Origin of the sequence: Pseudomonas sp. SAR267, from assembly GCF_052077595.1 — a bacterium.
Taxonomy (GTDB): domain Bacteria; phylum Pseudomonadota; class Gammaproteobacteria; order Pseudomonadales; family Pseudomonadaceae; genus Aquipseudomonas; species Aquipseudomonas vlassakiae.
In genome coordinates this window covers 2392244-2418253 of sequence record NZ_JBQIHU010000001.1, presented here as the reverse complement: position 1 = coordinate 2418253, position 26010 = coordinate 2392244, and the positions used below count along the sequence as shown (strand labels likewise).

Genomic DNA, 26010 nt, shown 5'->3' with positions numbered 1-26010 from the left:
ATCAGAGGTGGTGGATGACGGCGAGGTCCATGCGCCCGTAGTCGCCGCTCTCGGCATGTTCCCCGCGCGGTGGCATGTGATGGGTCTTGATCACCTGGTCGCCCTGTACTGTCTCCAGGTGGATATCGAAGCCCCACAAGCGGTGCAGATGCTTGAGCACTTCCTCAGTGGAATCGCCCAGCGGTTTGCGGTTGTGCTGCTGGTGGCGCAAGGTCAGCGAGCGATCGCCGCGGCGGTCGATGCTCCAGATCTGCACGTTGGGCTCGCGGTTGCCCAGGTTGTACTGGGCAGCCAGTTGCTCACGAATTATCCGGTAACCCGCCTCGTCATGGATGGCCGGTACCAGCAGGTCGTCGCGCTGGTCATCATCGAGGATGCTGAACAGTTTCAGGTCCCGCATCACCTTGGGTGACAGGTACTGCAGGATGAAGCTCTCGTCCTTGAAGCTGCTCATGGCGAACTTGATGGTAGAAAGCCAGTCACTGCCGGCAATGTCGGGGAACCAGTGGCGATCTTCCTCCGTCGGGTTTTCGCACATGCGGCGGATGTCGGTGTACATGGCAAAGCCCAGTGCATACGGGTTGATGCCGCTGTAGTACGGGCTGTCGAAACCGGGCTGGAACACCACGCTGGTGTGGGACTGCAGGAACTCGATCATGAAGCCTTCAGTGATCAGACCTTCGTCGTACAGGTCATTCATCAGCGTGTAGTGCCAGAAGGTGGCCCAACCTTCATTCATCACCTGGGTCTGGCGCTGTGGGTAGAAGTACTGGGCGATCTTGCGCACGATGCGCACCACCTCGCGCTGCCAGGGTTCGAGCAGCGGAGCGTTCTTCTCGATGAAGTAGAGGATGTTTTCCTGCGGCTCGGAGGGGAAGCGGGCATCGTCGCGGTCACCGCCTTTGTCCGCACTCTTTGGAATCGTGCGCCATAGGTCGTTGATCTGCCGTTGCAGGTGCTCTTCCCGGTCTTTCTGACGCCGACGTTCTTCCTCAGCGGAGATCGGATAGGGGCGCTTGTAGCGGTCCACGCCGTAGTTCATCAGCGCATGGCAGGAGTCGATCAGGTCCTCCACGGCGTCGATGCCGTGGCGTTCCTCGCACTGGGCGATGTACTGCTTGGCGAACACAAGGTAATCGATGATCGATGTGGCGTCGGTCCAGGTGCGGAACAGGTAATTGCCTTTGAAGAAGCTGTTGTGGCCATAGCAGGCGTGGGCAATCACCAGTGCCTGCATGCACATGGTGTTCTCTTCCATCAGGTAGGCGATGCACGGATCGGAATTGATCACGATCTCGTACGCCAGACCCATCTGGCCCCGGCTGTAGGACTTCTCGGTACTGAGGAACTGCTTGCCGTAGGACCAATGGTGGTAACCCAGCGGCATGCCGACGGACGCGTAGGCATCCATCATCTGCTCGGCAGTGATCACCTCGATCTGGTTGGGGTAGGTGTCCAGGGCGTAACGCTCGGCCAGCCGACTGATTTCCCGATCGTAGGTCTGGATCAGTTCGAACGTCCACTCGGACCCGGTGGAAATGGGTTGGCGTCTCTGTGCTCTGGCGGTCATGTGGCTAACCTGCGCTGGAAGAGTTCACGGAAGACCGGGTAGATATCGCCGGCCGATACCAACTGCTGCTGGGCGAATGTGTCGGGGAAGGCTTCGCCGATTCGCTCGTACTCGTACCACAACGCCTGGTGCTCACGGGGGGTGATCTCAACGTAAGTGTAGTACTGCACATGCGGCATGATCTGCTTGGACAGGATCTCGCGGCAGATCGGCGAGTCGTCGTTCCAGTTGTCGCCGTCGGACGCCTGGGCGGCATAGATGTTCCAGTCGGCGGCCGGGTAACGTTCAGCCATGATTTCCTGCATCATCTTCAGCGCACTGGAGACGATGGTGCCGCCAGTTTCCCGGGAATAGAAGAATTCTTCCTCGTCGACTTCGCGGGCGCTGGTGTGGTGGCGGATGAACACCACCTCGATCCGGTCGTAGTTTCGCTTGAGGAACAGGTACAGCAGGATGAAGAAGCGTTTGGCGATATCCTTGGTGGCCTGAGTCATCGAGCCGGACACGTCCATCAGGCAGAACATCACCGCCTTGGAACTGGGATTGGGTTGCTTGACCAGCAGGTTGTACTTGAGGTCGAACGTGTCGAGGAAGGGCAGGCGGTTGATGCGTGCCTTGAGCCGTTCGATTTCCTGTTCGACTTCCTGGATATCGGTGAAGTTGTCGGGTTCTTCGATTTTCAGCCGGTCCAGTTCCTTCTGTGCTTCGCGCAGCAGCGCACGGCTGCTGCCGGTCAGGGCGATGCGCCGGGCGTGCGCCGAGCGCAGGGTACGGACGATGTTGATGCGTGACGGGTTGCCCTCGTTGGCGATGCCAGCACGCACGGTCTTGAAGGTGTCGGCGCCGGTCAGGTGGCGTTTGACCAGGTTGGGCAGTTCGAGGTCTTCGAACATGAATTCGAGAAACTCTTCCTGGGTGATCTGGAAGACGAAGTCATCCATCCCCTCGCCGGAGTTGCCGGCCTTGCCGCGGCCACCGCCGCCCCCGCCGCCTTGTGGCCGAGGGATATGCTCGCCAGCGGTGAACTCCTTGTTGCCTGGGTGCACGATGGTCTGCTTGCCGCCCCGGCCATGGTGCAGCACAGGTTCATCGATGTCCCGTCCCGGAATGCTGATCTGTTCGCCATGTTCCATGTCCATGATGGAACGGCGGCTCACGGCCTCTTCGACGGCCTTCTTGATGTGTTCACGGTAACGCCGCAGGAAGCGCTGGCGGTTGACCGTGCTCTTGTTCTTGCCGTTCAGGCGTCGGTCGATAACGTAGCTCATGGTCCCTCCGGTAGCTGGGAGCAGCTGCAAGCCACAAGCTTCAGACTGCTGGAATCAGCAGCCACCGCTGCTTCACGCTACGGCGCCGGGCTTGCGCTCGGCGCTGGGCAGCTTGAAGCGAGCGGCTTGTAGCTTGCCGCTTTATTGCGATTTCCTGACCCGCAGGTACCATTCCGAGAGCAGGCGAACCTGTTTGTCGGTGTAGCCACGTTCCACCATGCGCGTGACGAAGTCGTTGTGCTTCTGTTGGTCCTCCTTGCTGGCCTTGGCGTTGAAGCTGATGACCGGCAGCAGGTCCTCGGTGTTGGAGAACATTTTCTTCTCGATCACCACCCGCAGCTTCTCATAGCTGAGCCAGCTCGGGTTCTTGCCATTGTTGTTGGCGCGGGCACGCAGCACGAAGTTGACGATCTCGTTGCGGAAGTCCTTCGGATTGCTGATGCCTGCCGGTTTCTCGATCTTTTCCAGTTCTTCGTTGAGGGCGATGCGGTTGAGGATCTCGCCGGTTTCCGGATCGCGGTATTCCTGGTCCTGGATCCAGAAGTCGGCGTACAGCACGTAGCGGTCGAAGATATTCTGACCGTATTCGCTGTAGGACTCGAGGTAGGCCGTCTGGATTTCCTTGCCGATGAACTCGATGTAGCGCGGTGCCAGGTACTCCTTCAGGTAGCGCAGGTAACGCTCGCGTACTTCGGCCGGGAACTGTTCCTGCTCGATTTGCTGTTCCAGCACGTACAGCAGGTGCACCGGGTTGGCTGCCACTTCATGTGGATCGAAGTTGAACACCTTGGAGAGAATCTTGAAGGCGAAGCGGGTCGACAGGCCGTTCATGCCTTCGTCGACGCCCGCCGCATCGCGGTACTCCTGGATCGACTTGGCTTTCGGGTCGGTGTCCTTGAGGTTTTCGCCGTCGTAGACGCGCATCTTCGAATAAATGTTGGAGTTTTCCGGCTCCTTCAGGCGTGAGAGCACGGTGAACTGGGCGAGCATCTTCAGCGTGTCTGGCGCGCAATGGGCCTTGGCCAGCGAGCTGTTGATCAGCAGCTTGTCGTAGATCTTGATCTCATCGCTGACCCGCAGGCAGTACGGCACCTTGACGATGTAGATCCGGTCGATGAACGCCTCGTTGTTCTTGTTGTTACGGAAGGTGTGCCACTCCGATTCGTTGGAGTGGGCCAGCAGGATACCGGTGTAGGGAATGGCCCCAAGGCCTTCGGTACTGTTGTAGTTGCCTTCCTGGGTGGCGGTGAGCAAGGGGTGCAGGACCTTGATCGGCGCCTTGAACATTTCGACGAATTCCATCAGGCCCTGGTTGGCCCGGCACAGAGCGCCCGAATAGCTGTAGGCATCGGCGTCGTTCTGCGGGAATTCCTCGAGCTTGCGGATATCGACCTTGCCGACCAGGGCGGAGATGTCCTGGTTGTTCTCGTCGCCCGGCTCGGTCTTGGCGATGGCGATCTGGTTAAGGATCGAGGGGTACAGCTTCACTACCCTGAACTTGCTGATGTCACCGCCGAACTCCTGCAGGCGCTTGGTGGCCCAAGGCGACATGATGGTGTTCAGGTAGCGCCGCGAGATGCCGTACTCCTCCTCGAGAATGGCCCCGTCTTCGGTGGCATTGAACAAGCCCAAGGGGGACTCGAACACTGGCGAGCCCTTGATTGCGTAGAAGGGCACCTTTTCCATCAACTGCTTGAGTTTCTCGGCCAGCGACGATTTACCGCCGCCTACCGGGCCCAGCAGATAGAGGATCTGCTTCTTCTCTTCCAGGCCTTGGGCGGCATGGCGGAAGTACGAAACGATCTGGTCGATGCACTCTTCCATGCCATGGAAATCGGCAAAGGCCGGATACCGGCGAATGACCTTGTTGGAAAAGATTCGCGACAGCCTGGAGTTGGTTGAGGTGTCGATCAGTTCTGGCTCACCGATGGCCAGCAACAGCCGTTCAGCCGCCGATGCGTAGGCACTGCGATCCTCTTTGCACAGCTCGAGGTACTCCTGCAGCGAGAGTTCTTCCTGGCGCGTAGACTCGAAGCGTTGTTGGAAGTGGCTAAAAATGCTCATGACGTCACCTCGCTCGATACGTGGAGACGACGCCGGATCAGTCAGCTGATGCTGGCATGCAACCGGGTTCGCCGATTGCTGTATACCCCCCAGAACACCCTGAAACGCTACCGATGACCCGCACGCCGGTGTACCGGCTCTCCCCTTTTTTTGGATGGCCTGCGCTTAAGAATAGTTGGTTATCCGCAAGGTCAAGGGCGCGCAGTGCAGAAGTTACGAACGACCGTTCGTCAGGTGGGCTGCGAGCCCGCGTGGGGCGCGGGCTGCAGTAAATATGAAAAAATTATTCGGCAGCGCCTTGAGCGGTCTCTGCCGGGTAGGTGGCGCGCCATAGTTCGAAGCCGCCATCGACGCTGTACACCTCGGAGAAACCTTGGCCGACCAGGTAGGCCGCTGCGCTCTGGCTGGAGTTACCGTGGTAGCAGACCACCAGGGTCGGGGCATCCAGGTCGGCATTGCGGATGAACTCGGCGACCGAGTGGTTATCCAGATGCTTGGCACCGGTGATGTGGCCGGCGGCAAAGGCTTGCGGGTCGCGAATGTCGACGACTACCGCACCTTGTGCGCGCAGTGCCAGGGCCTGCTCGGGAGGGATGCGCTTGAATTCGCTCATGGTACGGCTCTCTTCAGGATTGATCGTTCAGTGTAGTGGGTTGTGCAGGCAGACGGACATTGCCGTCGTCGGTGCAGTCGCAGCGGTGGTATTCACCGCTGTCAACGTTGTACAGGGTCATGGCGCCCCCCCACACGCAGCCGGTGTCCAGAGCGATGATGCCAGGCTCGTCGACCTGGCCCTGGAGTGCAGCCCAGTGGCCGAAAATGATCGTCACGTGGCGGGAGCGGCGGTCTTTGTGGGCATACCAGGGTTTGTAGCCCTTGGGTGCGGTGCCCAGGCCTTCCTTGCTCTTGAGGTCGAGCTTGCCTGCGGGGGTGCAGAAGCGCATGCGCGTAAGGTAATTGGTGATGACCCGCAGGCGCTCGATACCGGTGAGGTGTTTGCTCCACTTGTTCGGCTCATTGCCGTACATGCCATCCAGATACAGCTTCAGTCGGCCGTCGTCGCGCAGCACTTCTTCGACTTCCGCAGCGAGCTTCAGGGCCTGGCCAAGGGTCCACTGTGGCGGGATACCGGCATGAACCAGGGCGACGCCGCGGGGCTCGTCGTAATGCAGCAGCTTCTGCTGGCGCAGCCAGTCGAACAACTGATCGGCGTCCGGCGCCTCGATGACCTCGCGCAGGGTGTCGCTCTTCTTCAAACGCTCGACATTTTGCCAGGCAGCCAGCAGGTGCAGATCATGGTTGCCCAGCACGCACACCAGTGACTGGCGGATCGAGTAGAGGTAGCGCAGGGTTTCCAGCGACTCGGGGCCGCGGTTGACCAGGTCGCCGACCAGCCAGAGGCGGTCGACCGCGGGGTTGAAGTTGACCCGCGCGAGCAGGCACTTGAGCGGACCAAGGCAGCCTTGCAGGTCTCCGACGGCGTAGGTAGCCATCAGTGCAGCGCTCCAGGAACCGCGAGGCGGAAGGGTGCGATGTCGGCTTCGAAGCGCTTGCCGTCTTCGGCGAACATCTCGTAGCTGCCCTGCATGGTGCCGACGCGTGTGCTGATCACCGCGCCACTGCTGTAGGTGTGGCTCTGGCCAGGTTCGATGGTCGGCTGCTGGCCGACCACGCCGGCACCGCGCACTTCCTCGACTTCGCCATCACCGTTGGTGATCAGCCAGTGGCGTGACAGCAGCTTGGCTTTGACCAGGCCGTTGTTCTGCACGGTGATGGTGTAGGCGAAGGCGAAGCGACTGCTTTCGGGGTCGGATTGGTCTTTCAGGTAACGGGTCACGACGCTGACGTCGATCTGATAGCGAGGGTCGGACATGCAAGGGCCTTGGGCGAACTGACGCAATAATGCAGTCTAGGCCATTGGCAGGGTGGAGGGCCAGCGGTGTAGGGGCTTGGAGGGTGTGCTGTCAGTGCCGGCCCCTTCGCGGGTAAACCCGCTCCCACAGGGACCGCACAGGCTCCTGGGGTTGCGCAATTCCTGTGGGAGCGGGTTCACCCGCGAAAGGGTCGGTGCAGGCTGAACCTGCTCCCACAGGGACTGCACAGGCTCCTGGGGTTGCGCAAATCCTGTGGGAGCGGGTTCACCTGCGAAAGGGCCGGTGCAGGCTGAATCAGGCTTGCTGGTCGGCCAGCTGATCGGCCAGGCGCACGAACGCCGCCAGGTCGAGCTGTTCAGGGCGCAGGCTGCCATCCACGCCAGCGGCCTCGATTGCGGCGCTGTCGAGCAGGCCTTTCATGGTGTTGCGCAGGGTCTTGCGACGCTGGTTGAACGCCTCACGCACCACCTGCTCCAGCAACCGTGCATCCTTGGCCGGGTGCGGCAGCACTTCGTGCGGCACCAGGCGCACGATTGCCGAGTCGACCTTCGGCGGCGGGTTGAACGCGCCTGGGCCGACGTTGAACAGGTGTTCCACGCGGCAGTGGTACTGGACCATGATCGACAGGCGACCCCAGTCACCCCCGCCTGGGCCGGCAGCCATGCGCTCGACCACTTCCTTCTGCAGCATGAAGTGCATGTCACGGATCAGTCCGGCATGGCTGAGCAGGTGGAAGATCAACGGGGTAGAGATGTTGTACGGCAGGTTGCCGACCACCTTCAGGCTGCGTGGTGGCACACCCAGCTGGTTGAAGTCGAACTTCAACGCATCGCCCTGGTGCAGGCGGAAATTATCGCGGCCAGCGAACTTGTGCTGCAGGATCGGGACCAGGTCCTTGTCCAGCTCGACAACGTCCAGCTGAGCGCCACTGCCCAGCAAGCCTTCGGTCAGGGCGCCCTGGCCCGGGCCGATTTCCAGCAGGTGTTCGCCGGCCTTGGCGTTGATGGCGCGCAGGATGCGGTCGATGATGCCTGCATCGTGCAGGAAGTTCTGGCCGAAGCGCTTGCGTGCCCGGTGTTGGTATTGCTCGTTCATGGTCGGTTCTCGGCCATCTGGTAGGCGGTTTCCAGGGCTACGCGCAGGCTGCCGGTGTCGACCTTGCCGCTACCGGCGAGGTCCAGGGCAGTGCCGTGGTCGACCGATGTGCGGATGATCGGCAGGCCCAAGGTCACGTTGACGGCTGCGCCAAAGCCTTTGTACTTGAGTACGGGCAGGCCCTGGTCGTGGTACATCGCCAGCACTGCATCGCAGTGCTCCAGATATTTGGGGGTAAACAGGGTATCGGCCGGCAGTGGGCCGCGCAGGTCCATGCCTTCAGTGCGCAGGCAGGCCAGCGTCGGCTCGATGATGTCGATTTCTTCGCGGCCAAGATGGCCGCCTTCTCCGGCATGCGGGTTGAGGCCGCAGACCAGGATGCGCGGGTTGGCGATGCCGAACTTGTCGCGCATGTCGGCGTGCAGGATGCGGGTAACCCGCTCCACACGTTCGGCAGTGATGGCGTCGGCAATGTCCCGCAGCGGCAGGTGCGTGGTCACCAGGGCAACGCGCAGGCCACGGGTGGCCAGCAGCATCACCACCTGGGCGGTGCGGGTCAGGTCGGCAAGAAATTCGGTATGGCCGGAGAAGGCGATACCGCTTTCGTTGATCACGCCCTTGTGCACTGGCGCGGTGATCATCCCGGCGAATTGCCCATCAAGGCAACCTTGGCCGGCACGGGTCAGCGTTTCCAGCACGAACGCCGCGTTGGCCTTGTTCAGCTGGCCCGCCACCACGGGCGCAGCCAAGGGTGTATCCCATACGTACAGGCTACCGGCAGGCGCAGGCTGGTCAGGCCATTGGCCTGGCGCTACCGCTAGCAGGTTGACCGCCAGCCCCAGCTGCGTGGCCCGCTCGGCGAGCAGGTCACGGCTGGTGATGGCAATCAGGGGATGGGGCTGGGCGTCGGCGGCGAGCAGCAGGCACAGGTCAGGGCCTATGCCGGCTGGTTCGCCGGGAGTGACGGCGAAGCGCAGGGGCTTCACTTCGCGGCCTGGTCAGCGCCAGGCAGCTTGATTTCAACGTAGGCTTCGTCGCGGATCTGGCGCAGCCAGGTCTGCAGCTCTTCGTCGTACTTGCGGTTGCGCAGCACGTTCATGGCCTGTTGCTCACGCGCCTGTTCGGTGCTGTCGGTAGCGCGACGGCCCAGCACTTCCAGGACGTGCCAGCCGTACTGGGTCTTGAATGGCTTGGTCACCACGCCTTGCTGGGCATCGGCCATCTGCTCGCGGAACTCAGGCACCAGGCTGTTCGGGTCGACCCAGTTGAGATCGCCGCCGTTGAGTGCCGAACCTGGGTCTTCCGAGAAGCTCTTCGCCAGTTCGCCGAAATCTTCGCCGTTCTGGATACGCTCGTACAGGCGCTCGGCCAACTGCTTGGTGGCTGCTTCGCTGCGGATTTCGCTCGGCTTGATCAGGATATGACGGACATGCACTTCGTCACGCAGCACGTTCTCGCCGCCACCGCGCTTCTCTTCGAGCTTGAGAAGGATGAAGCCGTTGGGGATACGGATTGGCTGGGTGATGTCGCCGACTGCCATGCTGCTTAGCATCTTGGCGAAGTCCGGTGGCAGCTGGGCCGCTTTACGCCAGCCCATTTCGCCACCTTCCAGGGCGTTTTCGCTGGCCGAGTTGGCAATCGCCACCTGGCCGAAGTCGGCGCCCTGGCGCAGTTGCTGGTACAGCTCGCCGACCTTGCGTGCAGCTTTCTGGATGTCGTCCGAGTTGGCGGCTTCCGGGGTCGGGATGAGGATGTTGGCCAGGCGGTACTCTTCCGACATCTGCATCTTGCCCATGTCCGAGGCGAGGAAGTTCTTCACTTCCTGCTCGGACACCTGGATGCGCTCGGCAACGCGACGCTGACGCACGCGGCTGATGATCATCTCGCGCTTGACCTGCTCACGGGCGTCGTCGAACGACAAGCCGTCATGGGCGAGGGCGGCGCGGAACTGCTCCAGGGACATGCCATTGCGCTGGGCAATGGTACCGATGGCCTGGTTCAGTTCTTCGTCGGTGATGCGGATCCCCGAACGCTCGCCAATCTGCAGCTGCAGGTTCTCGACGATCAGGCGTTCCAGTACCTGCTGCTCCAGTGCGCCGGTCGGTGGTACGCCACCGCCGCGCTTGGCGATGGTCTGCTGCACCTCGTGGACGCGCTGGTCCAGCTGGCTTTGCATGACCACGTCGTTGTCGACGATGGCTACCACGCGGTCCAGAGGTTGTACCGCGGCATGCACCGCGCCACTCAGCAATGCAGCGCCCAGCAATACCGGGCGCAGTCGATCAATAAGCTTGGTCTTCACGTGTACGGTAACCTTGAATGCCTTGGTCGAGGAACGATTCCACCTTGTTGCCCACTACGCCGCCGAGGCCTTTCAGGACGATTTGCAGGAAGATGCCGTGGTCACCCTTTTCGTTTGTCGGGGTAGCCTGGCTAAAGTCGTCGGAGTCGATCCAGTAACGGTTGATCAGGCGCAGCTTCCAGCAGCAGTTGTCGTACTCGAAGCCACCCATGGCTTCCAGGGTACGGTTGCGGTTGTAGTCATGCTGCCAGCGGGCGATCACGCTCCATTGCGGCACGAGCGGCCAGATCACCGAGAAGTCGTGCTGCTGGATCTTGTAGTAATCCTTGATGAAGTTCGGGTCGCCCGGCGTGCCATAGTCGCCGCCGCCCACTTTCCAGGTACCGGTGGTGGAATCGTAAGCGATGGTGTCATTGCGGTAGCGATAACCGAAGTTGACCACCTTGTTCGGGTTGTCTTCAGGCTGGTAGTGGAACATCGCGCTGCCCGAGCGGGTGCTGCGGCTGTCCGGGTCCCAGTTGAAGTCCGAATTGAAGCGCCAGTCGCGGTTGAAGTAGTAGTTGTACAGCAACGCGTATGGCGACACATCCGACTGCGAGTCCTTGCGGGTACGGTAGTCGATGCCGGGCAGCTGGACCTTGCGGTCCTTGAAGTAGTAGGCCTGGCCGATGCTGAAGTTCTGGCGCTCGAAGCCGTTGTCCTCGATCCAGCGGGTGGTCACACCCAGCGACAGCTTGTTCTCGTCACCGATACGGTCGGTGCCGGAGAAGCGGTTGTCGCGGAACAGCGAGTCGTAGCTGAACAGGGTTTCACCCGTGTCGAACAGCGGGATGTCCTTCTGGTCCTTGTACGGGACGTAGAGGTAGTACATGCGCGGTTCGAGGGTCTGCCGGTAGTTGGTACCGAACAGCGAGGTGTTGCGGTCGAAATACAGGCCGCTGTCGACCGAGGCGATCGGAATATCACGGTTCAGCGTGCTGTTGTAGCTGCCGTATGCCGGGTTGGCCGATTGCGCAATGGCTTGGGCCTGGCCTTGGCTGTCCAGATCGAGGTCATAGTGCGTGTAGGCATATTTCAGCTTGGGCGTGATGTAACCATAGCTGGCTTGCATCGGCAGGCTGATCGACGGCGCAACATTCAGGCGCGTGCCGTTGGCCCGTGCAATGCCAGTGATGTTCTGGTCCAGGCGGCGGCCATCGGGACCGGCGGTGGTGTCGAGGTTGCCGTCCTTGTCGAACACCGTGTCGTTCTTGAGGTTACGGTCGAAGCGTACTGCTTCGGTTTCGTAACCCATGTCCAGACCGCCCGGATGGAACGGCAGTGCACCGTTGAGGGTGATCTGCGGCAGCTTGTCGTACGGCGTAATCTGCGACAGGGTCGCCATCTCGTACGCTTGCGCATTCAGGCGGGCGGTGTAGGTGTCGCCACGCCAGGTCAGGGCACCTTGCTGGTTGACCACGTCCCGGCTCTTGACGCCAATCTGGTCGGTTTCCAGGTCCTGGAAGTAGAACGGATCGCTGATGTCGGTGTAATCAACTTCAGTCATCAGGCGCTCGTCCAAGCCACCCTTGTGCTGCCAGTTGATCATCCAGCGTTCTTTCTTGTAGTCCGTCTGCAGCTTGCGATCGTCGTCCTCGTCGTTGAGGTAGCCGCCGCCGAACTGGCCTTCGCTGGACTTGGTCAGGTAGCGGAACTCGCCTTCCATCAGCAGGCCGCGCTTGGTCATGTAGCGCGGGTACAACGTGGCGTCATAGTTGGGCGCCAGGTTGAAGTAGTAAGGCGTGACCAGCATGAAGCCGGTGTCGCTGGTGCTGCTGAACGACGGCGGCAGGAAGCCGGACTGGCGACGGTCGTCGATCGGGAAGTAGATGTACGGTGTGTAGAACACCGGGAAATCTTTGACCCGCAGGGTGACGTTGGTCGCGGTACCGAAACCGGTCGCCGGGTTCAGGGTGATGTTGTTGCCCTTCAGCTGCCAGGCGTTGCTGCCCGGTTCGCACGTGGTGTACGTACCGTCCTTGAGGCGGATGATGGCGTTTTCGCCACGCTTGGCGTACAGGGCGTTGCCGCGGATGTGCGACTTGTGCATCACGTATTCGGCGTTGTCGACCTGGGCTTCGCCGGTGTCGAGCTGGATCTCTGCCTGGTCACCGACGACCAGCGAGCCGTTGTCGCGGATCTTGACGTTGCCCTTGAGCTCGCCACGGTTCTCGGCCTGGTACAGGTTGGCTTCGTCGGCTTCGGCCTGCATGCTGCCCTGGCGCATGACCACGTCACCCGCGAGGGTAGCGATCTGCTGCTCCTGCTGGTACTTGGAGACCTTGGCGTTGATGTAGGTCGGCGACTCGTCCTTCGGCGTGGAGTCGGCCATGCCCGGGCGGGTCGGCTCGATGTACGCACCGCCACAATACGGGCCGGTTTCGGCCAGCTGGGCGGCAGTGAGCTTCTCGCGTGGAACCCAGTCGAGGTGGCTGTAGTCTTCGCTGCGCGACTTCAGGCCACGGCCCTTGGCCTCGGTGACCAGCATCGGCTTGTCAGCGCTCTCGGCCTCGGCCGACTCGGCTTCGGTGCCGGACGTGAGCGCAGCACCTTCGTGCACCGGGCGCGGAGGCAGGTTGTTGGCTGGGGTCTTGGGCTTGCAGTCCCAACCACCGGAGGCGGACACTTGGCAGTCGAACTGCTCGGCAGCCACCACATAGGAGGTGGCAAGAGGTTGCATGGCCAGCAGACCGCCGGTTACCAGCAACGGAAACTTTCTACGAAACGCGGGGGATTTCAATGCCATCTTATTAGTCCGGGCTTCCTGCGTGCCATCTGCCCGCGTGTGGGGCCGCACGCCTCTCGATGGTCTGAAAAAGATGCTGGATAATAAAGCATGACCCGCTTGACGGCTAGGGCCGTCGGAGACCCTTGTAATGCCTGAACACGATGTACGCCTGCAACAACTGACTGTCTGGCTCCATGAGCAGCTCGATCGACTTTTCCGCGACAACGCCTGGGGCGAGGTGCCCGAGGGCAGCCTGACCGCCGCCAGCAGCGACGCCAGCTTCCGCCGTTACTTCCGCTGGCAGGGGGCGGGCCACAGTTTCGTGATCATGGACGCGCCGCCTCCGCAGGAAAACTGCCGACCATTCGTCGCCATTGACCATCTGCTGGCCAGTGCAGGCGTGCATGTGCCGCAGATCCATGCGCAGGACCTGGAGCGCGGCTTCCTGTTGCTGGGTGACATGGGCCATCAGACATACCTGGACATCATTCAGGCCGACAATGCCGATGGCCTGTTTGCCGATGCGATTGACGCCCTGCTGGCCTTCCAGCGTCTGCCAATGGGCGCGCCATTGCCCAGCTACGATGACGCCTTGCTGCGCCGTGAAGTCGAACTGTTCCCGGAGTGGTACGTAGGCCGTGAGCTTGGCCTGGCCTTCACGCAAGCGCAGAAAGCCAGCTGGCAGCGTATCAGCCAACTGCTGATCGACAGCGCCCTGGCCCAGCCCAAGGTGCTGGTGCACCGTGACTACATGCCGCGCAACCTGATGCAAAGCACCCCGAACCCAGGCGTGCTGGACTTCCAGGACGCAGTCTATGGCCCGGTCACCTACGACATCACCTGTCTGTTCAAGGACGCTTTCCTCAGCTGGCCGCAGGCGCAGGTCGAAGTCTGGTTGCGCAGCTACTGGGACCAGGCGCGAGCCGCCGGTATTCCGGTGCAGCCGGTATTCGGCGATTTCCAGCGTGCCAGTGACCTGATGGGCGTGCAGCGCCACCTCAAGGTGATCGGTATCTTCGCGCGAATCTGCCATCGTGACGGAAAACCGCGTTATCTGGCCGACGTCCCGCGATTCTTCGCCTATATAGATGAAGTGGTCAGCCGTCGCCCGGAGCTTGCCGAACTGGGCCAGCTGATTGCCGAGTTGCAAGCCGGAGCGCATGCATGAAGGCGATGATTCTTGCAGCAGGCAAAGGCGAGCGCATGCGCCCGCTGACCCTGCATACCCCCAAACCGCTGGTGCCAGTCGCGGGTCAGCCACTGATCGAATATCACCTGCGCGCGCTGGCGGCGGCCGGGTTTACCGAGGTGGTGATCAACCACGCCTGGCTTGGCCAGCAGATCGAAGATCATCTGGGCGATGGCGGCCGGTTCGGCCTGCGCATCCGTTACTCGGCCGAAGGGGAGCCGCTGGAAACCGGCGGCGGAATCTTCAAAGCCCTGCCGTTGCTGGGGAGCGAGCCCTTTGCCCTGATCAACGGCGATGTCTGGACCGACTACGACTTCACGCAACTGCGCACGCCGCTGCGTGGGCTGGCGCACCTGGTGCTGGTCGACAACCCAGGGCATCACGGGCGTGGCGACTTCCGTCTGCGCGAGGATCGGGTGATCGATGGTGACGACGCCCCCGGTACGCTGACGTTCAGCGGACTCTCGGTGCTGCACCCGGCGCTGTTCGAAGGCTGCCAGGCGGGGGCCTTCAAGTTGGCGCCGTTGTTGCGTCAGGCGATGGCGTCGGGCCAGGTGAGTGGCGAGCATTACCGTGGCCTTTGGGTGGATGTCGGTACCCTTGAGCGCTTGGCCGAGGCCGAGCGCTTGATCGGCGAGCGCGCCTGACATGTGGTGGCCAGGCACGGTAATCGGGTTGGGCGCAGGCTTCGCGGTCGCCAGTATCCCCGGGGCGCTGCTCGGTGCCTTGCTGGGCCAGGCGATGGACCGACGCCTGCGCTTGCAGGGTTGGGACGACATGTGCGAACGCCTGGGTGCTCGCCCGGTCCTGCAAGACGATGAGTTGCTGTTCGTCTTGCTCGGGCGGCTGGCCAAGAGTGATGGTCGTGTGGCCGAGCAGCACATTCAGCAGGCGCGGCAGGAAATGGTCCGCCTGGACATGCCCGAGGCGGCGCGGTTGCGGGCCATCGCCGCGTTCAACCGGGGCAAGGCGGGCAAAGACCGGCTGTCGGGCCACCTGCGCCGGATCCGGCTGCAGCCGCATGCTGCCGAGGGTACCCTCCGTGCCTGCTGGCGCATGGCCTGGGCCGACGGTAAGGCCGGGCGCCATGAGCGCGAGCTGTTACTGGAGTGGGGGCAAAAGCTGGGCCTGAGCCGTCGCCAGGTACAGGCAATGTCGCTGGAGTACGAGCCGCGCAAGGTGCCGGCGTCAGCGGCGGCTATGAACTATGCGGCAGCACTGCGCTTGCTGGGCATCGAGGCCGACACTGAAGGGGACCAGGTCAAGCAGGCTTACCGGCGCCTGGTCAGCAAGCATCATCCGGACAAGCTGGCGGGCAGCGGAGCAAGCGAGGCGCAAGTGCGCGAAGCGACCGAGCGGACCCGCGAACTGCACCAGGCCTATGCCATCGTGCGCAAGCGGCAGGGGTTCTAGCAGGGGCGCACAGCGCCCCTGGCCATTCACACTACTGTTGCGGGCTCATCCAGCCTCGAACCCGGCGGAACAGCTGCTCCTGCTCGCCGTCCTTGTTCGCCGGCATGGCAATCAGCGAGAGCTGCTTGTACTGGCTGTCCTTCTGCCGCTTGCTGGCCTGCAAGCGCAGCGCGGCGGCATTGCGGTCGCCGGTACGGGTGGCGTAGTAGAGGTCGGCCGTCGGCACCTTGAGGGTTGGCGTCAGGCTTTCCAGATCGTGCTCGACCCGCGCCGGCGTCTGCGCCGCCACCATCACCAGTTTCTGCACCTGCGGCGGTTGCTTCTCGCTCAGGTAGCGCGCTGCCCAATAGGCGCCGCTGCCGTGACCGATCAGCACGATGCTGCGCGAATTGTGCTGTTGCGCATAGGCTACGGCAGCATCCAGGCGGGCGAAGATGCGTTCAGCGTCGGCCACGTCGTTCTGTTCGCTGGCTTGCTCGGCGTCGGTGCTTTCTGCGGTCTCGGCGTCGGCGGCCGTGGCCTGGGCGACGTTGGCGTTGGCGTCGGCAGGGGTGTCCTTGGCCGGTGCGCTTTCGCCTGTCTTCTGCTCAGGCGCTGGCGCCGGCTTGGCCTCTACCCGCGCCTGCGGGGCGTCAGCGAGCAGGTCGGGCAGGCTCACGCTCAGGCTGTGCCAGCCGATATCCGGGAACTTGCGCCGCAGCGGCCCGACTGCATTGGGCCAGTCGGCATTCTCGCCAGCGCCAGGCACGATGATCACGGCACCTTGCGGATCAGCCAGGTTGGCCGGTTTCCACAGGGCCAGGAAGCTGTCCGCTCCGGCCTGCAGGGTCTGTTGTTCGGCTTTTGGTACCAGGCGCTCCAGGGCTTGCGCGCCCTCCTGGCTGCGCTCCAGCAGCGGTGGGCGTGGCGCCGCGGCGGAGGGCGCCTCGGTTGCAGCCTCTGGCGTGGCCGCATCGGCGGCCAGGGCGGCGAGTGGTAGGAGCGAGGCCAGGCAGCACATTGCCAGCGTCGTGCGATAAAGTGTGGACATGAATCAACCCAAGGCCAGAATGATACCGGCAGCCTAATAGTATTTGCCCGCGGCGGCCATGCTGCATGGCCGCCCTTGCCAAGACGAGCGTGTAGATGAAGCGATTGCGTCGCCTGTTGGTTATCGGCTGGTTGTGCCTGCCCTTGATCGCGTTGGCACGGCCGCAGGTGTCGCCAGCGGTGACCTTGGAGCCTGCACAGCAGCAATGGCTCGAAAGCCATCGCAGCTTGCGTGTCGGTCTGGTGCTGCAGGCGCCCTACGCCCAGTTCGACCGGCGTCTGCAACAGCTTTACGGCGCCAACGTCGAGCTGGTGAACTGGTTGGGACAAGCGTTGGGCCTGGACCTGACCTGGCGCAACTTCACTGACCAGGCCAGCCTTGAACATGCCTTGCAGGCGGGAGAAATCGATTTTGCCCCAGGGCTGACGCAAACCCCGGCCAGCTTGCGCCTGTGGCTGTTCAGCGACCCTTACATGCGGGTCCCCCAACTGGTGGTGGGAGCGCGGACAGGGGCAATGTCGGTAGAGCTGGAAAAGCTCGATGCGCAAACCCGCGTCGCAGTGCGCATGCCCAGCGTTCTAGCCGACTATCTGCGCGGTAATTACAGCGGCCTGAACGTGCAAGGCGTGCCCAGCGAACGCGAGGCGTTGCAATGGGTGGTCGGCGGCCAGGCCAGTTACGCGGTGCTGGATGAGGCTCAGCTAAGTCGGTTGTCACGCGAAAATGAGTTCGCCGAGCTGGTAGTGGTGGGTGATATAGGTTTGCCCCAGTTATTGCGGGTGGGCTCCCGGCGCGACTGGCCAATGCTCGCCGATGTGCTCGAACGCGGGCTGCAGGCCATGCCTGCCAAGGCGCTGGAGCAACTTCACCAGCGTTGGTTGCAGCCTAAGTACCCGCGCTTGAGCGAGTCGCCGGGCTTCTGGCAGAACCTGGCGTTGCTGTTCGGCATGTTGCTGCTGTGTACCGTGGCCACCCTGGTGTGGCAGCGTCGGCAGCAACGTCAGCTGGAGCGCAGTCTGCTGGCCACGCGCGAAAGCCTGACCGAGCGGCAGGGCCGCGAAGAGGCACTGCGCCTTAGCCAGTTCGCTATCGACCAGAGTACGGTGGGCATTCTCTGGGTCAATTGGGACAGCCATGTGCGCTACGCCAACCATGCAGTGGAGGCCATGCTCGGCTATGCCGAGGCTGAGTTGCTGGAGCGCCCGCTGAGCGACTTCGAGCCGAACCTGAGCATGGACCGCTGGCTGGAACTGTGGAAGGGGGCCCGCGCCGGCGACGGCGGTGCCCGGCAATTCGAAACCCAATGCCGGCGCGCTGATGGCAGCTTGCTCCCGGTGGAGCTGTCGCTCAGTTTCCTGCGTTTTCGCGATGCCGAATACCTGGTGGTGTACCTCGCCGATGTCACCGAGCGCCATCGCGCCCTGGCGGCGTTGCGCGAAAGCGAGGCGCGGCTCAAGGGTATCGCAGGCAACGTGCCGGGCCTGGTGTTCCGCCTTGAACCGGCGCCGGCCGAAGGCGAGCCGGAATTTCCCTACATCAGCGAAGGCAGCGAGGCACTGGTGGGTTACACGCCTGCGCAGATCCAGCACCCGTTGATGGGCTTGCGCAATCTCGTTCATCCGGACGACCGGGCCGACTATCACCAGGTGCAGGACCTGGCCATTGCCAGCGATCAGGACTGGTCGTGGCAGGGGCGCATCCTCACCCGTCAGGGTGAGCAACGCTGGGCCGACATCAAGGCCAGTGCCCGACGCCTGCCCAATGGCCGGGTGGCCTGGGACGGTATCGTCTGGGACATTACCCAGGGCAAGCGCGCCGAGCTGGCGCTGGCCCAGTCGCAGGAACAGCTGCGCGAACTGTCGGCGCACCTGGAGAGCGTGCGCGAAGAAGAAAAGGCCCGCATCGCCCGTGAAGTTCACGACGAGCTGGGGCAGATGCTGACCGTGCTCAAGCTGGAAGTGTCGATGTGCGAGCTGGCCTTTGCCGACCTGGATCCTGGGCTGCACGAGCGCCTGGGCAGCATGAAGCGCCTGATCGCCCAGCTGTTCCAGTTGGTGCGCGACGTAGCCACCGCGCTGCGTCCACCGATCCTCGACGCTGGCATTGCCTCGGCCATCGAATGGCAGGCGCGGCGCTTCGAAGCGCGCACACAGATACCCTGTCTGGTGCAGGTGCCGGATAATCTGCCAGCATTGAGCGATGCCAAGGCCATCGGCCTGTTCCGCATCCTGCAGGAGGCGTTGACCAACGTGATGCGCCACGCGCAGGCGCACAGTGTGGAGATCGAGCTGGTGCGGGAGGACGGGCAGCTGCGCATGACCGTCAGCGACGATGGCACCGGGTTCCGTCGGGACCAGCCCAGACCTGCCTCGTTCGGCCTGGTCGGCGTACGTGAGCGGGTGCTGATGCTCGGCGGCAGCATGGCGCTGGACAGTGAACCAGGCGAAGGCACCAGCCTGAGCGTGACCATTCCCTTGGAGTAGGAGAGCGAGCGTGATTCGAGTGCTGGTGGCCGAAGACCACACCATTGTCCGCGAAGGCATCAAACAGTTGATTGGCCTGGCCAAAGACATGCAGGTGGCGGGGGAGGCCGGGAACGGCGAGCAGTTGCTCGAAACCCTGCGCCACACACCCTGCGAGGTGGTGTTGCTGGATATTTCCATGCCGGGGGTGAATGGCCTGGAGGCGATCCCGCGAATCCGCGCGTTGCACGATGCTCCGGCGATCCTGATGCTGTCGATGCACGATGAGGCGCAAATGGCGGCCCGTGCCTTGAAAGCTGGCGCTGCTGGCTATGCGACCAAGGACAGTGACCCGGCCCTGTTGCTCACGGCGATTCGCCGGGTTGCAGGCGGCGGGCGCTATATCGATCCGGCACTGGCCGACCGCATGGTCTTCGAGGTGGGCCTGACTGAGACCCGGCCACTGCACACGCTGTTGTCAGAGCGCGAATTCTCGGTGTTCGAGCGCTTGGCCCAGGGCGCCAACGTCAACGACATCGCCCAGCAACTGGCGCTGTCGAGCAAGACCATCAGCACCCACAAGGCCAGGCTGATGCAGAAGCTCAAGGTCAATTCACTGGCGGAGCTGGTCAAGTACGCCATGGAGCACAAGCTGGTCTGACTGTTCTGATTGCGACAGCTGCCATTGCCTGTACGGCGCCGAATCCTGTGGGAGCGGGTTTACCCGCGAAAGGGTCAGGCCTGCCATTTGCACGGTGCCTGGGCTGGCCTCTTCGCGGGTGAACCCGCTCCCACCGGGATTAATGTCTGTGCTGAAAGCGCCGTTCTTGTAGGGCAATCCCTACAACAAATCTTCCAGCCGGATGAGGACATTCTCTCAGCACCGCCGATTTCCGGGCGCTGGCGGCTCTTCTACTCTTTTGCCTACGCAGTCATTCCAACAAGAAGGTGCAGGCATGAGCGAGGCGAATTCGAACGCTGCCACCAGCGAGACGCTGGTCAGCTTCCGTGGTGTGCAGAAGAGCTACGACGGCGAATCGCTGATCGTCAAAAACCTCAACCTGGACATTCGCAAGGGTGAATTTCTCACCCTGCTCGGCCCCTCCGGCTCGGGCAAGACCACCAGCCTGATGATGCTGGCCGGTTTCGAAACCCCGACCGCCGGTGAAATCCAGCTGGCCGGGCGCTCGATCAACAACGTGCCGCCGCACAAGCGCGACATCGGCATGGTGTTCCAGAACTACGCACTGTTCCCGCACATGACCGTGGCCGAGAACCTGGCCTTTCCGCTGACCGTGCGCGGCCTGAGCAAGACCGACATCAGCGAACGGGTCAAGCGGGTGCTGAACATGGTCCAGCTCGATGCTTTCGCCAAGCGCTACCCCGGCCAGCTTTCCGGCGGTCAGCAGCAGCGTGTGGCATTGGCTCGGGCACTGGTGTTCGAACCACAGCTGGTATTGATGGACGAACCGCTGGGTGCCCTCGACAAGCAGCTGCGTGAACACATGCAGATGGAGATCAAGCACATTCACCAGCGCCTGGGCGTGACCGTGGTCTACGTGACCCACGATCAGGGTGAGGCACTGACCATGTCCGATCGCGTGGCGGTGTTCCACCAGGGCGAAATCCAGCAGATCGCCGACCCGCGCACCCTTTATGAAGAACCCTGCAACACCTTCGTCGCCAACTTCATCGGCGAGAACAACCGCATCAACGGCACCCTGCTGGCCAGCGATGGCAAGCGTTGCCAAGTGCAGCTGGCCCGTGGCGAGCGGGTCGAGGCGCTGGCGGTGAATGTCGGCCAGGCCGGCGAGCCGGTGACCCTTTCGGTACGCCCCGAGCGCGTGCGCCTCAACGGCCACAGCGAAAGCTGCGTCAACCGCTTCTCTGGCCGCGTGGCCGAGTTCATCTACCTGGGCGACCACGTACGGGTGCGCCTGGAGGTCTGTGGCAAGGCCGACTTCTTCGTCAAACAGCCGATCGCCGAGCTCGACCCGGCGTTGGCCGTGGGCGATGTGGTACCCCTGGGCTGGGAGGTGGAGCACGCCCGCGCGCTCGATCCGATTGCCGAAGCCCACTGATCGATTGCTTCACCAACCCTGTACTGTGGAGAGAATAATAATGCGCAAGCAGTTGAAACTGACCGCCCTGGCTCTCGGCCTGTGCGCCGCCGGCCAGAGCATGGCGGCGGACCTGACCGTGGTTTCCTTCGGCGGTGCCAACAAGGCTGCCCAGGTCAAGGCGTTCTACGAGCCATGGGAGAAGGCCGGCAAGGGCAAGATCGTCGCGGGTGAGTACAACGGTGAAATGGCCAAGGTCAAAGCCATGGTCGACACCAACAGCGTGTCGTGGAACCTGGTGGAGGTGGAGTCGCCAGAGTTGGCCCGTGGTTGCGACGAGGGCATGTTCGAAGAACTCGACCCGGCGCTGTTCGGCAATGAATCCGACTATGTGAAGGGCGCCATCCAGCCTTGCGGCGTGGGCTTCTTCGTCTGGTCCACGGTGCTGGCCTACAACGCCGACAAGCTCAAGACCGCACCGACCAGCTGGGCCGATTTCTGGGACACCAAGAAATTCCCGGGCAAGCGTGGCCTGCGCAAAGGCGCCAAGTACACCCTCGAGTTCGCCCTTATGGCCGACGGTGTTGCGCCGAAGGACGTGTATCAGGTGCTGGGCACCAAGGAGGGCGTGGATCGCGCCTTCAAGAAGCTCGACGAGCTCAAGCCAAGCATCCAGTGGTGGGAAGCCGGCGCCCAGCCGCCACAGTACCTGGCCTCGGGTGACGTGGTCATGAGCTCGGCCTATAACGGCCGCATCGCTGCGGTGCAGAAAGAGAGCAACCTCAAGGTGGTGTGGAACGGCGGCATCTACGACTTCGATGCCTGGGCGATCCCGAAAGGCGCCAAGGATGTGGAGGAGGCGAAGAAGTTCATCGCCTACACCGTGCAGCCCGAGCAGCAGAAGACCTACTCCGAGAACATTGCCTACGGCCCGGCCAACTCCAAGGCCGTCCCGCTGCTGGCCGATGCGGTGAAGAAAGACATGCCGACCACGCCTGAGAACATCGCCAACCAGGTGCAGATCGACGTGGCCTTCTGGGCCGACAACAGCGAGCAGCTGGAGCAACGCTTCAACGCCTGGGCGGCGAAGAAGTAAGAAACCGGGAAGCGGGGCCGCGCTGCGGCCCCAATTTCAGCCTGTATCGCGGAGTTCGCCATGGCCATTGCAGTGCCCCTCAACGAAGGCGCAGGTCCAAGTCTCAAGCAGCGCCTCAAGCATGCCGAGCGGGTCAACCGCTGGAAGGCGCAGGCGTTGATAGCGCCGCTGGCGCTGTTTCTCCTGCTGGTGTTCCTGGTGCCGATCGCGGCGCTGCTGTACAAGAGCGTCGGCAACCCGGAAGTGGTCGGCGGCCTGCCGCGCACGGTCGAGCTGATCAGCCAGTGGGACGGCAAGAGCCTGCCCGGCGAAGACGTCTACAAGGCGCTGAGCCAAGATTTGGCCGAGTCGCGCAAGAACCAGACCCTGGGCGACCTCTCCAAGCGCCTGAACATGGAGCTGGCCGGCTACCGCAGCCTGCTGGCCAAAACCGCACGGGCGCTGCCGTTCAAGGCCGAGCCTGCCTCATACAAGGATGCCTTGCAGGCAGTCGACGAGCGTTGGGGCGACCCGGCCTACTGGCAGGCGATTCGCCGCAATACCAGCTCGCTGACCTCGTTCTACCTACTGGCGTCGCTCGACCACCGCATCGATGACCTTGGCGAGCTGGCCAAAGCCACCCCCGACCAGGCCATCTACCTGGATATCTTTGCCCGCACCCTGTGGATGGGTGTGGTGATCACCGCCATCTGCCTGGTACTGGCCTATCCACTGGCCTACCTGCTGGCCAACCTGCCGACCCGGCAGAGCAACCTGCTGATGATCCTGGTGCTGCTGCCGTTCTGGACCTCGATCCTGGTACGGGTCGCAGCGTGGATCGTGCTGCTGCAGTCCGGCGGTTTGATCAACAGTGCGCTGATGGCGATAGGCATCATCGACCAGCCACTGGAACTGGTGTTCAACCGCACTGGCGTGTACATCTCGATGGTGCACATCCTGCTGCCATTCATGATCCTGCCGCTGTACAGCGTGATGAAAGGTATTTCGCCGAGCTACATGCGTGCGGCGATTTCGCTGGGCTGCCACCCGTTTGCCAGCTTCTGGCGGGTGTACTTCCCGCAGACCTACGCCGGGGTAGGCGCCGGTTGCCTGCTGGTATTCATCCTGGCCATTGGCTACTACATCACCCCGGCGCTGCTCGGCAGCCCGAACGACCAGATGGTCAGCTACTTCGTCGCCTTCTATACCAACACCAGCATCAACTGGGGCATGGCCACTGCCCTGGGTGGCTTGTTGCTGCTGGCGACCGTGCTGCTGTACCTGATCTATAGCTGGCTGGTCGGCGCCAGCCGCCTGCGCCTGAGCTGAGGAGCCTTGAGATGCTGAGCCCCTACATGTCGCCCGTCGAACGGGTCTGGTTCTACACCCTGCGCATCCTCTGCGGTCTGATCCTGCTGTTCCTGGTGTTGCCGGTGCTGGTGATCGTGCCGCTGTCGTTCAATAGCGGCAGTTTCCTGGTCTATCCACTGCAAGGCTTTTCGCTGCAGTGGTACCACGACTTCTTTGCCTCCGCCGAGTGGATGCGGGCATTGAAGAACAGCATCATCGTCGCGCCAGCGGCCACGGTACTGGCCATGGTGTTTGGCACCCTGGCGTCGATCGGCCTGACCCGTGGCGATTTCCCGGGCAAATCGCTGGTGATGGCGCTGGTGATTTCGCCGATGGTGGTACCGGTGGTGATCATCGGCGTGGCCAGCTACCTGTTCTTCGCCCCGCTGGGCATGGGCAACAGTTTCACCTCGCTGATCCTCGTGCACGCAGTGCTGGGCGTGCCGTTCGTCATCATCACCGTGTCGGCGACCTTGCAGGGCTTCAACTACAACCTGGTGCGTGCGGCTGCCAGCCTCGGCGCCTCGCCGTTGTTGACCTTCCGTCGGGTGACCTTGCCGCTGATCGCCCCCGGGGTGATCTCGGGGGCACTGTTCGCCTTTGCCACGTCGTTCGACGAAGTGGTGGTGACGCTGTTCCTCGCCGGACCGGAGCAGGCGACCCTGCCGCGGCAGATGTTCAGCGGCATTCGCGAGAACCTCAGCCCGACCATTGCAGCGGCAGCGACGCTGTTGATTGCCTTCTCGGTGGTCTTGTTGCTGACCCTGGAGTGGTTGCGCGGGCGTAGCGAGAAGCTCAGGACTCAACAACCTGCCTGATGATGCATTGTCTGTACCGGCCTCTTCGCGGCTAAAGCCGCTCCCGCAGGAGGTATGCGAACCCTGTGGGAGCGGCTTTAGCCGCGAAGAGGCCCGTACAGGTTGATGCTAATCAGCCCTGATAGACTTCCCTGAGTTACAATGCGCGCCACCGTGATTCTGCCAACAGGTGCGCCATGCAGCCCTACGCTATTGCCCCCTCCATTCTCTCTGCCGATTTCGCCCGTCTGGGCGAGGACGTCGACAAGGTTCTGGCTGCGGGTGCCGACATCGTCCACTTCGATGTCATGGACAACCACTACGTACCCAACCTGACCATCGGCCCGATGGTCTGCACCGCGCTGCGCAAATACGGCGTGACCGCGCCGATCGACGTGCACCTGATGGTCAGCCCGGTCGACCGCATCATCGGCGACTTCATCGAGGCCGGCGCCACCTACATCACCTTCCACCCGGAAGCGTCGCAGCACATCGACCGCTCGCTGCAACTGATCAAGGACGGCGGCTGCAAGGCCGGCCTGGTGTTCAACCCGGCCACCAGCCTGGATGCCCTGAAGTACGTGATGGACAAAGTCGACATGGTCCTGCTGATGAGCGTCAACCCAGGCTTCGGCGGGCAGAAGTTCATCCCTGGCACCCTCGACAAGCTGCGCGAAGCGCGTGCGCTGATCGATGCCAGCGGCCGCGACATCCGCCTGGAGATCGACGGCGGCGTCAACGTCAACAACATTCGCGAAATCGCCGCCGCTGGCGCTGATACCTTCGTAGCCGGCTCGGCGATCTTCAACGCCCCTGACTACCAGGAAGTCATCGCCAAGATGCGTGCCGAACTGGCCCAGGCCCGCCCATGAGTGGCTTCGAGCAGCTGTTCCCGGGGACGCTGCCCAGGCTGGTGATGTTCGATCTGGACGGTACGCTGATCGACTCGGTCCCCGACCTGGCCGCCGCCGTGGATCGCATGCTGCTCGAACTGGGGCGCCCGCCAGCGGGTCTTGAGGCGGTGCGCCACTGGGTTGGCAACGGCGCCCAGATACTGGTGCGCCGCGCGCTGGCCGGTGGCATCGAGCATGAAGAGGTGGACGATGCGCTGGCCGAAAAGGGGCTGGCGCTGTTCATGGACGCATACGCCGAACACCATGAGCTCACTGTGCTCTACCCCGGCGTGAAAGACACCCTGCGCTGGCTGCAGAAGCGGGGCGTGGAAATGGCGCTGATCACCAACAAGCCGGAGCGCTTTGTCGCACCGTTGCTGGACCAGATGAAGATCGGCCGCTACTTCCGCTGGATCATCGGTGGCGATACCTTGCCGCAGAAAAAGCCCGACCCGGCGGCGCTGCTGTTCGTCATGCAGATGGCCGGTGTCAGCCCGCAGCAGTCGCTGTTCGTCGGCGATTCGCGCAGCGATGTGCTGGCGGCCAAAGCAGCCGGGGTGCAATGTGTGGGTCTCACCTATGGCTACAACCATGGCCGGCCAATCACCGAGGAATCGCCCAGCCTGGTGGTCGACGACCTGCGCGCTCTGCTGCCTGGTTGCGCAGACCCGGCCACTGGGATAACGTTGGCGGACCTTCAAGCCTCCCAAGACAGAGAGTCCACCGTGGCGGTCACTGGCAAATTCTGGATGAAAGTCATCAAGGCCCTGGCCCGTTGGCGCTGGCGCGCCTGACTCATGC

Annotated in this window: 22 protein-coding genes; 11 read left to right on the top strand and 11 right to left on the bottom strand. The window is 62.7% G+C overall.

Going from position 1 to position 26010, the window contains the following annotated elements:
• Position 1: 1 nt before the first annotated feature.
• The 10 genes from ACTORR_RS11685 to ACTORR_RS11640 form a co-directional block, all read right to left on the bottom strand.
• Positions 2-1570, bottom strand: coding sequence for a SpoVR family protein (locus tag ACTORR_RS11685; RefSeq protein WP_054885224.1), 1569 nt, complete (start codon positions 1568-1570; stop codon positions 2-4).
• Entirely contained in the window at positions 1567-2838 is a 1272-nt protein-coding gene (locus ACTORR_RS11680; RefSeq protein ID WP_099813724.1) for a YeaH/YhbH family protein, read from the bottom strand. The genes ACTORR_RS11685 and ACTORR_RS11680 overlap by 4 nt, the downstream gene beginning before the upstream one ends.
• Positions 2839-2979: 141 nt before the next feature.
• Positions 2980-4902, bottom strand: a complete 1923-nt coding sequence (locus tag ACTORR_RS11675) for a PrkA family serine protein kinase (RefSeq protein WP_054885222.1) — start codon at positions 4900-4902, stop codon at positions 2980-2982.
• A 283-nt stretch (positions 4903-5185) separates the two neighbouring features.
• Entirely contained in the window at positions 5186-5515 is a 330-nt protein-coding gene (glpE, locus tag ACTORR_RS11670; protein WP_054885221.1) for a thiosulfate sulfurtransferase GlpE, read from the bottom strand.
• Between the two features lie 13 nt (positions 5516-5528).
• A complete protein-coding gene (locus ACTORR_RS11665) occupies positions 5529-6395 on the bottom strand; it encodes a symmetrical bis(5'-nucleosyl)-tetraphosphatase (RefSeq protein ID WP_054885220.1) in 867 nt (288 codons plus the stop codon).
• Complete coding sequence (gene apaG / locus ACTORR_RS11660) at positions 6395-6775, bottom strand: Co2+/Mg2+ efflux protein ApaG (RefSeq protein WP_054885219.1); 381 nt, start codon at positions 6773-6775, stop codon at positions 6395-6397. Before apaG ends, ACTORR_RS11665 begins: the two co-directional genes overlap by 1 nt.
• Positions 6776-7070: 295 nt before the next feature.
• Complete coding sequence (rsmA, locus tag ACTORR_RS11655) at positions 7071-7871, bottom strand: 16S rRNA (adenine(1518)-N(6)/adenine(1519)-N(6))-dimethyltransferase RsmA (protein ID WP_054885218.1); 801 nt, start codon at positions 7869-7871, stop codon at positions 7071-7073.
• A complete protein-coding gene (pdxA, locus tag ACTORR_RS11650; protein WP_286935480.1) occupies positions 7868-8857 on the bottom strand; it encodes a 4-hydroxythreonine-4-phosphate dehydrogenase PdxA in 990 nt (329 codons plus the stop codon). The genes rsmA and pdxA overlap by 4 nt, the downstream gene beginning before the upstream one ends.
• The gene (locus tag ACTORR_RS11645; RefSeq protein ID WP_054885216.1) at positions 8854-10173 is read right to left on the bottom strand and encodes a peptidylprolyl isomerase; all 1320 of its coding nucleotides are present in this window, start codon (positions 10171-10173) and stop codon (positions 8854-8856) included. The genes pdxA and ACTORR_RS11645 overlap by 4 nt, the downstream gene beginning before the upstream one ends.
• On the bottom strand, positions 10154-12958 hold the full coding sequence (locus ACTORR_RS11640) for an LPS-assembly protein LptD (protein ID WP_262109067.1): 2805 nt from the start codon (positions 12956-12958) through the stop codon (positions 10154-10156). Before ACTORR_RS11640 ends, ACTORR_RS11645 begins: the two co-directional genes overlap by 20 nt.
• A 130-nt stretch (positions 12959-13088) precedes the next feature.
• Between ACTORR_RS11640 and ACTORR_RS11635 the strand changes: the two genes are divergently transcribed.
• The 3 genes from ACTORR_RS11635 to ACTORR_RS11625 are packed head-to-tail and all read left to right on the top strand — an operon-like array spanning position 13089 to position 15542.
• Positions 13089-14108, top strand: coding sequence for an aminoglycoside phosphotransferase family protein (locus ACTORR_RS11635; protein ID WP_099813722.1), 1020 nt, complete (start codon positions 13089-13091; stop codon positions 14106-14108).
• Positions 14105-14776: an N-acetylmuramate alpha-1-phosphate uridylyltransferase MurU gene (gene murU / locus ACTORR_RS11630; RefSeq protein WP_262109069.1), complete on the top strand. Its 672-nt coding sequence runs from the start codon at positions 14105-14107 to the stop codon at positions 14774-14776. The genes ACTORR_RS11635 and murU overlap by 4 nt, the downstream gene beginning before the upstream one ends.
• A gap of 1 nt (position 14777) precedes the next feature.
• Positions 14778-15542: a TerB family tellurite resistance protein gene (locus ACTORR_RS11625; protein ID WP_054885212.1), complete on the top strand. Its 765-nt coding sequence runs from the start codon at positions 14778-14780 to the stop codon at positions 15540-15542.
• Between the two features lie 31 nt (positions 15543-15573).
• Here the strand turns inward: ACTORR_RS11625 and ACTORR_RS11620 are convergent, their stop codons facing one another.
• Complete coding sequence (locus ACTORR_RS11620; RefSeq protein ID WP_054885211.1) at positions 15574-16572, bottom strand: alpha/beta hydrolase family protein; 999 nt, start codon at positions 16570-16572, stop codon at positions 15574-15576.
• Between the two features lie 95 nt (positions 16573-16667).
• Between ACTORR_RS11620 and ACTORR_RS11615 the strand changes: the two genes are divergently transcribed.
• The 8 genes from ACTORR_RS11615 (at position 16668) to ACTORR_RS11580 (ending at position 26003) form a co-directional block, all read left to right on the top strand.
• A complete protein-coding gene (locus ACTORR_RS11615; protein WP_054885210.1) occupies positions 16668-19055 on the top strand; it encodes a PAS domain-containing sensor histidine kinase in 2388 nt (795 codons plus the stop codon).
• Between the two features lie 10 nt (positions 19056-19065).
• On the top strand, positions 19066-19695 hold the full coding sequence (locus ACTORR_RS11610; RefSeq protein WP_054885209.1) for a response regulator: 630 nt from the start codon (positions 19066-19068) through the stop codon (positions 19693-19695).
• A gap of 295 nt (positions 19696-19990) precedes the next feature.
• Positions 19991-21115: an ABC transporter ATP-binding protein gene (locus ACTORR_RS11605; RefSeq protein ID WP_054885208.1), complete on the top strand. Its 1125-nt coding sequence runs from the start codon at positions 19991-19993 to the stop codon at positions 21113-21115.
• Between the two features lie 40 nt (positions 21116-21155).
• Positions 21156-22190 carry an ABC transporter substrate-binding protein gene (locus ACTORR_RS11600; protein ID WP_054885207.1) on the top strand — a complete coding sequence of 345 codons (1035 nt, stop codon included), beginning with the start codon at positions 21156-21158 and terminating at the stop codon, positions 22188-22190.
• Positions 22191-22250: 60 nt separating this feature from the next.
• Entirely contained in the window at positions 22251-23498 is a 1248-nt protein-coding gene (locus tag ACTORR_RS11595; RefSeq protein WP_286935484.1) for an ABC transporter permease, read from the top strand.
• Positions 23499-23509: 11 nt separating this feature from the next.
• Positions 23510-24337 (top strand): ABC transporter permease, encoded by an 828-nt coding sequence (locus tag ACTORR_RS11590; protein ID WP_054885205.1) that lies wholly within the window; start codon positions 23510-23512, stop codon positions 24335-24337.
• Positions 24338-24513: 176 nt separating this feature from the next.
• The gene (gene rpe / locus ACTORR_RS11585; RefSeq protein ID WP_027917448.1) at positions 24514-25188 is read left to right on the top strand and encodes a ribulose-phosphate 3-epimerase; all 675 of its coding nucleotides are present in this window, start codon (positions 24514-24516) and stop codon (positions 25186-25188) included.
• Entirely contained in the window at positions 25185-26003 is an 819-nt protein-coding gene (locus tag ACTORR_RS11580; protein ID WP_099813719.1) for a phosphoglycolate phosphatase, read from the top strand. Before rpe ends, ACTORR_RS11580 begins: the two co-directional genes overlap by 4 nt.
• The last annotated feature ends 7 nt before the right edge of the window (positions 26004-26010 follow it).

Bases quoted from the DNA above. Each gene is read 5' to 3' on its own strand.
- ACTORR_RS11685 (WP_054885224.1), bottom strand. From the start codon at position 1,570: ATGACCGCCAGAGCACAGAGACGCCAACCCATTTCCACCGGGTCCGAG.
- ACTORR_RS11680 (WP_099813724.1), bottom strand. From the start codon at position 2,838: ATGAGCTACGTTATCGACCGACGCCTGAACGGCAAGAACAAGAGCACG.
- ACTORR_RS11675 (WP_054885222.1), bottom strand. From the start codon at position 4,902: ATGAGCATTTTTAGCCACTTCCAACAACGCTTCGAGTCTACGCGCCAG.
- glpE (WP_054885221.1), bottom strand. From the start codon at position 5,515: ATGAGCGAATTCAAGCGCATCCCTCCCGAGCAGGCCCTGGCACTGCGC.
- ACTORR_RS11665 (WP_054885220.1), bottom strand. From the start codon at position 6,395: ATGGCTACCTACGCCGTCGGAGACCTGCAAGGCTGCCTTGGTCCGCTC.
- apaG (WP_054885219.1), bottom strand. From the start codon at position 6,775: ATGTCCGACCCTCGCTATCAGATCGACGTCAGCGTCGTGACCCGTTAC.
- rsmA (WP_054885218.1), bottom strand. From the start codon at position 7,871: ATGAACGAGCAATACCAACACCGGGCACGCAAGCGCTTCGGCCAGAAC.
- ACTORR_RS11640 (WP_262109067.1), bottom strand. From the start codon at position 12,958: ATGGCATTGAAATCCCCCGCGTTTCGTAGAAAGTTTCCGTTGCTGGTA.
- ACTORR_RS11635 (WP_099813722.1), top strand. From the start codon at position 13,089: ATGCCTGAACACGATGTACGCCTGCAACAACTGACTGTCTGGCTCCAT.
- murU (WP_262109069.1), top strand. From the start codon at position 14,105: ATGAAGGCGATGATTCTTGCAGCAGGCAAAGGCGAGCGCATGCGCCCG.
- ACTORR_RS11625 (WP_054885212.1), top strand. From the start codon at position 14,778: ATGTGGTGGCCAGGCACGGTAATCGGGTTGGGCGCAGGCTTCGCGGTC.
- ACTORR_RS11620 (WP_054885211.1), bottom strand. From the start codon at position 16,572: ATGTCCACACTTTATCGCACGACGCTGGCAATGTGCTGCCTGGCCTCG.
- ACTORR_RS11615 (WP_054885210.1), top strand. From the start codon at position 16,668: ATGAAGCGATTGCGTCGCCTGTTGGTTATCGGCTGGTTGTGCCTGCCC.
- ACTORR_RS11605 (WP_054885208.1), top strand. From the start codon at position 19,991: ATGAGCGAGGCGAATTCGAACGCTGCCACCAGCGAGACGCTGGTCAGC.
- ACTORR_RS11600 (WP_054885207.1), top strand. From the start codon at position 21,156: ATGCGCAAGCAGTTGAAACTGACCGCCCTGGCTCTCGGCCTGTGCGCC.
- ACTORR_RS11595 (WP_286935484.1), top strand. From the start codon at position 22,251: ATGGCCATTGCAGTGCCCCTCAACGAAGGCGCAGGTCCAAGTCTCAAG.
- ACTORR_RS11590 (WP_054885205.1), top strand. From the start codon at position 23,510: ATGCTGAGCCCCTACATGTCGCCCGTCGAACGGGTCTGGTTCTACACC.
- rpe (WP_027917448.1), top strand. From the start codon at position 24,514: ATGCAGCCCTACGCTATTGCCCCCTCCATTCTCTCTGCCGATTTCGCC.
- ACTORR_RS11580 (WP_099813719.1), top strand. From the start codon at position 25,185: ATGAGTGGCTTCGAGCAGCTGTTCCCGGGGACGCTGCCCAGGCTGGTG.